Raw genomic sequence first — 6659 nt, forward strand, 5'->3', positions numbered from 1 at the left:
GGCTCTGGTGCAAATAGCGCGGGGGCGAATCGGTTAAGGTGTCGGCCTGAACGAATTGAGAGCCGACGATGAGCAAGCTGAAGAGTCTGGAGGAACTGTTCGCGGGCCGTCATTTTGACCGCGATGTGTTCATTCTGTGTGTTCGGTGGTACCTGCGCTACAAGCTTAGCCTGCGCGATCTGGTCGAAATGATGGCGGAACGGGGTCTGTCGCTGGCGCACACGACGATCCTGCGCTGGGTGCGTCGCTTTGCGCCGGAATTCGTCAAACGGTGGAACCGCTTTTGTAGGCCCACCGGCCAGTCGTGGCGTGTCGACGAGACTTACCTCAAGCTGCGCGGCAAGTGGGTCTATCTTTACCGGGCGGTGGATCGGGCAGGTAAGACGGTCGACTTCATGCTCAGCGCCAGGCGTGACGTGAAGGCGGCAAAAGCGTTTTTCAGGAAGGCAATCAAACATCAAGGCCAGCCGCCGAAGACCATCACGCTTGATGGCTACGCCGCCTCGCACCGCGCCGTGCGCGAGATGAAGGCCGATGGCTTGCCGCCGGAGGACACGACGGTCCGATCCTCGAAATATCTCAATAATCTGGTCGAGCAGGACCACCGCAACATCAAGTCCCGGACGAAAGTCATGCTCGGCTTCAAACGTTTCCGGAACGCAGCGATCAATCTCTCAGGTATTGAACTGGTACATCGTATTCGCAAGGGCCAATTCAGCCTCGCGAAACTCCGCCTCAAAGATACCGCTGCGCCCGCTGTCTGGATGGCCGTCCTGTCTGCCTGATCAGGTATCCTTTATATAACAAAATATCTCGTCCATATCGACTATTTGCACCAGAGCCAGCTGGTGTTGCATGACCGCGTCAGCGATGAAAGTCCTGTTTATCTATCTAAAAGTAGTGTTTAACAATCGCAGTATTTGCCTGTCACTGTCGCCAATGTTTGCGCTCGCGTATCTTCCCGTAAGATGCGGCGTACATACAGTACCCGTCTTATTCCCCGGTTATTAATAGGTTGAAGAATAATTAGTTGTACGATTCGCCTCTCTCGCATAGAATGTCATTTTTTGTTGCAACGGCTTCAGCAAGCCCCTGTCCGCACGCAAACGCTCGCAGCGGGACCTGGAGAGTTGGGATTTCTGCGGAACAGGCCTGACGCACGGGACATTTTTGAGATAGCAGGAATCGGCGTGCCGGACGTCCCGGCGCCGTTGCCCATACACAGACTGCGCGCGCTGGCATCGAACATCGGATGTCGACGGGCAGGGACAGGCTGTCAACAACGAGCGAAAGACCATGAGCGAAGGCGTATACGGAGAGCAGGCAACCGGGCGGGTGACCCACAGCCTGTTGCGACTCAGCACGGCGATGCGAAGCCAAGCATGGGAGTGGGCGGAAGGGGCGGGTCTGACGCCGACACAAGGCGAAATCCTGGTGCTGCTGATGCAGCGCAAGGGGCCAATGCGTCTCGGGGAAATCGCACGCGAAACCGCGCTGACTGCCGCGACGACGAGCGACGCCGTCAGCACGCTGGAAACCAAGGGCCTGGTGGAAAAGCGCCGCGCGCTCGATGACGGTCGCGCGCTCGCCCTGCGCCTGACGGCGCGCGGCCGCACCGCCGCGAAGCGTGCCGCGCAATGGCCGGACTTCCTCGCGAAGGCCGTCGGCAAGCTGCGCGACGAAGAGCAGTCGCTCTTCTATCGCACGCTGCTCAAGACAGTCCGCCAGCTCGAAGCGCAGGGCGATATTCCGCCGCACCGGATGTGCGTGACCTGCGTGCACTTCGAACCGGGCAAGAATCCGAAGAAGACGCTGCACCATTGCGCGCTGCTCGATCTGTCGATGGCGGATACCGATCTGCGTCTGGACTGTTCGGTGCACGAAACCGCCGATGCCGCGACGCAGAAAAAGACCTGGAAGATCTTCGCGCAGCAAGGCTGAGCCCGCACTGCGAAGCCGGCCGCTGGTGGCCCGATGGGCGCTGTCCGGCCGGCCGATCTTGCGCCGCCTCTGGGTTGGGACACCGCGTCTTTAGTCAACCTGACGGTGGGATTCGTCGATGAATCACCCAGTTCCGCTCATCCGGCAAACTTCACCGTCCTGGCCGCGGCGATCGTCACCTCCCTGGGCTCTGGTGTGATGGAGACTCCCGTTAAACGGCGAGAGATGTATATCAAGTGGACGAGTCGTGATGTTCACGGCAAGCGAGCGTTCATCACATCAGAACCTCATTTTTCACGGCGGCGCCTGAATTCCCAAGGCATAGCCTGTGCAGCCAGGATATCCTGGCCTGACCAACCGGCCCGTCACGTCTCAAGTAGCTCGAGCCCGTTTTCGGCACACCATTGCCTCAGCGCCCTTTCGACAGAGTCGGCTTCAAACGAATACCACAGATCGAGAACACCTTCGCGCTCCAGCAAATTCTTGAAGCGCGCGTAAGCCCCTTGCCGTCGGAAAAATCCTTCGACCTGGTCGTAGCACGCAGGCAACTCCTGTGCGACAAACCGCAAGGCGACCCTTTTTCCAAGATCGAGATCGTTCTTATGCGGTATCGCAAGGTACCGGTCCGAAGTTTCAAGGTCGTCAGGCATTTCCTCGTCGAAGGCGTCGTTGGATTCAGATGTCCAATAGACCTTGCCCGTATCGAGCGAGACATGCGCGTTATGCTCCATCGGCGCCGCGTAGTTAACGAAGTCGAAGGCCATAGAAAGATCGTCGAGTTTGACGTAGCACAAAACAAAGATGTCAATTCGGTTTCCTTATAGAGACTGGATTCCACGCGCCAAATTGATAATCATTGAAAGGCCTCCTGGCCGCCCAGAGAAGGGGGCGGCCAGGGTCTAGAGTTGGGATGCAACGCTCAACCGACCCCGTTCAGGAGGCTGAAATGAAGTTTAGTGGAATTGATCTGCACTCGAACAACGCCGTGGTCGCCGTGATCGACGACCAGGATCGGGTGCTGTACTGCAAGCGGCTGACCAATGATCTCGGACTGATTGTGGCAGCGCTCGCGCCTTATCAGGCTGAGCTAGAGGGAGTGGTGGTGGAGGCGACGTTCAACTGGTACTGGCTCGTTGACGGACTGATGGCTGCCGGCTTCGCCGTACATCTGGCCAATACCGCCGCGATCAAGCAGTACGAAGGCCTGAAGTATGCCGGCGACGAACGTGACGCGGTGTTCCTGGCTCACATCTTCCGTCTTGGACTGCTACCTGAAGGCTATATCTACCCACCACAGGAACGCGCGTTGCGCGATCTCGCCCGCAAGCGGCTGCAACTTGTCCAGCAACGAACTCTGCACATCCTGAGTATTGAGAGCCTGCTGGCCAGACAGATCAACCTGCGGATGAACGGCGAACACATCCAGCGAATGGACGATGCAGCGGTACATGCACTTGCGCTACCGCCGCATGTCGAGCGCGCGATGATGGCCAACATGGCGGTGCTGCGCACGTTGTGCAGCGAAATTACTGCACTTGAGACGATCCTGCGTCAGGAGGCACAGCTACGCCCCGAGTTCGAGACCCTGAAGAGCACGCCCGGCATCGGCAACGTGCTCGCTGCCACGATCATGCTTGAGACCGGCACCATCACGCGGTTTGCCGACGTCGGCCACTTCAGCTCCTATTGCCGATGCGTTGACAGCAAGCGGATCTCGAACGGCAAGAAAAAGGGCGAAGGCAACGTCAAGAACGGCAACAAGTATCTCGCCTGGGCATTCATCGAAGCCGCTGCAGTCGCGCTGCGTTGCTGCCCGCAGGCAAGACGCTTTTATGAACGCAAGAAGGCAAAGCGCCTGCCGGTGGTCGCGATGAAGGCACTCGCGCACAAGCTGGCGCGTGCGGCCTATTACATGATGCGTGACGGCAAACCCTTCGAGGTTAAACGATGCTTTAGCTAAGTTTGGCGGGGGGCCGAGAGCCCGGTAAAGTTGTTGGCGTCAAACCATTGAATTGATTGTGCCTGGCCCCCGGCCATCCCGATGCAGCGAACCCTGAGACGCCCAGACCATGAGCCGACAGCAGTCTGGTGCCCGCTTGCGGGTAACCATGGAATTGACGTGTATTCCTTTGGACATTGGCCTGGCACCGACGATTTTCTGGAGCTCGAATGAGCCAGGGGCGACGGCCAGAACACCGGCACTCGCCTTGATCCCGATGGGTGACTGGTGCGGATCAGTTCCGTAGCCAGACGATGAGAAACCGGACGCGTCATCAAGCTTCGTATCACCCAGGATGGCTAAAACGATTCTACAACGCTGCAAGGCCTGACCCTTGAGGGGATAGATATATCCCTTTACTCCGGCCTTTCAATGGGTGACGACTTTATTTGCACTCTCAAGAGAGCGTGCAAAACTTGGGGAGGTCGATTTCGTCAGGGCTCCATGACTCACGGCATGATTGCACGGTCTGTGCTGTCCGCTGGCCAGCGCCCGCCTGCCGACGTTAGCCCGATGGATTTGCCGTAACGCGAGTCGGCAATCTTGAGCGCCGAGATGCGATGGGACGAGAATTCCCCGTTCAAAACCGCGACTCTGACCCGTGCCATGCAGTGCGCCCCTTCGTCAGTCCAGCGCATCTGTCGTTTCTTGGCCATACGGTAGCTGACAACGTGGTTCACCGCAGACTCGGCGATGCTGCTGCTGATCGGCAGGCCCTTGCGATGCCGGGCGCCGTAGTTGACCAACGTGCGCGCGTTGTTCTTGAGGTAACTGGAGATGGTGTTCAGATTCCACCACAAAGCGTTTTGAATTCGTATCCCTCCCTCTACAGGAGCCGACTGCCCAGTGCCTTGATCCGCTCCAACGCCTTGCTACCCTTTCCATGCCAGACTATATGAACGCGTCCCGCTTGCAACAGCTTTTTTGTGATCCGACAGACAGGGATGGGCTGCATCTCTATATCCGGCCTCGTTGCAGCCAGTCATGTCCGCTGCGGGCCCCTATGAAATGCGCTGACTCGCACCTCATTCCAACCACGAGCTCGAAGCTCCTTCTGGCATACAGGTTGTCGGGTAAGCGCGTGCTGTTGCCAGCACGCGCTCCCCTAAGAACCGGACGGGCAAGTCGCCTTGCATCCGGCTCAAGCCATTCTTCAGCACCATGGGGTGGCACCGGACAGCCTGACGGAACGTTTCGCGGTTCGACGGCGGGCAAAGTAGGTCGTCCATGCCGGGTCAAACGGATTGGCCGGTCCACGAACCTTTACGTGACGCGCAATCGCGACCGTCATTGCTCGGAACAGCCAAAGGCTGGCGGTGCTGCTGCCAGCCGGACCCTTCGTCGCAAAGTCCCAAGACCTTGGTCCGTTTGTCCGGAAGTATCTCCTCCTGACCCACCGTGCTCCTTTCGTGGGATGCCTACGCGTTGCCCACTTCCAGAGCAGTCGCCAGACGTGCGAGTCGATCAATGAGAAGGTCGCTTTCGCCACAACATGACGGTGATACATCACCCATCCGCGGATAACCGGGTTGAGTTGCTGTATCAACGATTCCTGGGTGGCGCTCGCGTTACCCTTGATGATTCCCCTGACTTTCTCAAGCAGCGATTTGACGCTCTTCCTCGCTGGTTTGATCAGCAGTTTGCCGTCGTACTTGCGCACATTCTGGCCAAGGAAATCGAAACCCTCCGCTATATGCGTGATCCGGGTTTTCTCATCCGCGAGCTCTAACCCACGCTCGGCCATGAAGCGCCGGATCGCAGGCAGAACTCTGGATTCGAGCACTTCTTTCGAAGTGCTGGTCACCACAAAATCATCGGCGTAACGGATAACATTGAGTTTGGCCTTGCGGCGCGCGAGTTCCGATCCACCCACGCTTGCATATACTGCAGCCTCAAGTCCATCTAACGCCATGTTCGCGATCACGGGTGAGACGATACCCCCTTGGGGTTTACCGGCCCGGGTCTCGAACCGGGTTCCCTCATCAATGTATCCGGCCTGAAGCCACTTGCGCAGGATGACCTTATCCATCGGAATGTGTTCGAGAAACCAGGAGTGACTAAAGTTGTCGAAACAGCCCCGGATGTCACCTTCTAGAATCCACTCCGGTGAGGCACGCCTCGCCAGAGCGATGAAGCACTGTTCGATGGCATCGGCCGTCGAGCGTTCGGGCCGAAAGCCGTAGGAATTTGGGTCCGCCAGTGTCTCCGCGACGGGTTCCAGTGCGAGTTTTCATAAAGCCTGCATCGCCCGGCACCGCATACAGGGAATTCCTAACGGACGCTTCTTTCCATTACTCTTGGGAATATAGATTCGCCGCAGCGGCATCGTCCGATAACCACAATGTCGTAGCGACAGCATTCCTTTCCATCTGGCCGCCGGAGATGACCAGATCCTGCCGTCCACCCCCGGCGTTCTCTTGCCGCGGTTTTCTGTCACACGCCTGACGGCCAGCATCTTGCCGCCATGCGAGCGGGTCAGCAGATGTTGCAAGGCTTTCACCTTGCCCCACCGGCTTTCCCGGGTTGCCTTGGCGATACGCACCTGAAGTCGTTTCACCTCTGCCTCGATGTGCAGCCAGTTGGTCTGGTCCCACATCTGCGCAGCGCGCGAGGACGCACCAGCGCCCGACACTTTCGTATCGCACGCCGTCATCTGCTTTTCCTCGTATAACGATTGGTCAAGGTTCTCTCGCCATGAATGACCGCGCGGAAGTCTGCT

The 6659-nt window shown here is 58.2% G+C and carries 7 protein-coding genes; 3 read left to right on the plus strand and 4 right to left on the minus strand.

The features are described 5' to 3' along the window. The first annotated feature begins 77 nt into the window (after nucleotides 1-77). Together P0D89_RS50175 and P0D89_RS50180 are read left to right on the plus strand one after the other, a co-directional pair. Nucleotides 78-785 carry an IS6 family transposase gene (locus tag P0D89_RS50175; protein ID WP_408379247.1) on the plus strand — a complete coding sequence of 236 codons (708 nt, stop codon included), beginning with the start codon at nucleotides 78-80 and terminating at the stop codon, nucleotides 783-785. 511 nt (nucleotides 786-1296) lie between these two features. After that, nucleotides 1297-1941: a MarR family winged helix-turn-helix transcriptional regulator gene (locus P0D89_RS50180; protein WP_408370272.1), complete on the plus strand. Its 645-nt coding sequence runs from the start codon at nucleotides 1297-1299 to the stop codon at nucleotides 1939-1941. Nucleotides 1942-2306: 365 nt separating this feature from the next. Here the strand turns inward: P0D89_RS50180 and P0D89_RS50185 are convergent, their stop codons facing one another. Then, nucleotides 2307-2705: a hypothetical protein gene (locus P0D89_RS50185; RefSeq protein ID WP_408370275.1), complete on the minus strand. Its 399-nt coding sequence runs from the start codon at nucleotides 2703-2705 to the stop codon at nucleotides 2307-2309. Nucleotides 2706-2887: 182 nt separating this feature from the next. On the opposite strand from P0D89_RS50185, the gene P0D89_RS50190 reads away from it, so the two are divergent. After that, nucleotides 2888-3901: an IS110 family RNA-guided transposase gene (locus P0D89_RS50190; RefSeq protein WP_408370286.1), complete on the plus strand. Its 1014-nt coding sequence runs from the start codon at nucleotides 2888-2890 to the stop codon at nucleotides 3899-3901. Between the two features lie 488 nt (nucleotides 3902-4389). Here the strand turns inward: P0D89_RS50190 and P0D89_RS50195 are convergent, their stop codons facing one another. From P0D89_RS50195 to P0D89_RS50205, 3 genes are all read right to left on the minus strand, one after another. After that, the gene (locus P0D89_RS50195; RefSeq protein WP_408370278.1) at nucleotides 4390-4740 is read right to left on the minus strand and encodes a hypothetical protein; all 351 of its coding nucleotides are present in this window, start codon (nucleotides 4738-4740) and stop codon (nucleotides 4390-4392) included. A gap of 353 nt (nucleotides 4741-5093) precedes the next feature. After that, entirely contained in the window at nucleotides 5094-6161 is a 1068-nt protein-coding gene (locus P0D89_RS50200; RefSeq protein WP_408370289.1) for a reverse transcriptase domain-containing protein, read from the minus strand. A gap of 9 nt (nucleotides 6162-6170) precedes the next feature. Continuing rightward, nucleotides 6171-6659, minus strand: a 489-nt coding sequence (locus tag P0D89_RS50205) for a reverse transcriptase N-terminal domain-containing protein (protein WP_408370281.1), incomplete at its 5' end; no start/stop codon positions are given.

This window comes from Paraburkholderia sp. RL18-085-BIA-A (genome assembly GCF_046027075.1).
Classification (GTDB): Bacteria; Pseudomonadota; Gammaproteobacteria; order Burkholderiales; family Burkholderiaceae; genus Paraburkholderia.

What these genes read in the sequence shown, in the direction of transcription:
- P0D89_RS50190 (WP_408370286.1), top strand. Translation starts at nt 2,888, where the DNA reads ATGAAGTTTAGTGGAATTGATCTGCACTCGAACAACGCCGTGGTCGCC.
- P0D89_RS50180 (WP_408370272.1), top strand. Translation starts at nt 1,297, where the DNA reads ATGAGCGAAGGCGTATACGGAGAGCAGGCAACCGGGCGGGTGACCCAC.
- P0D89_RS50185 (WP_408370275.1), bottom strand. Translation starts at nt 2,705, where the DNA reads ATGGCCTTCGACTTCGTTAACTACGCGGCGCCGATGGAGCATAACGCG.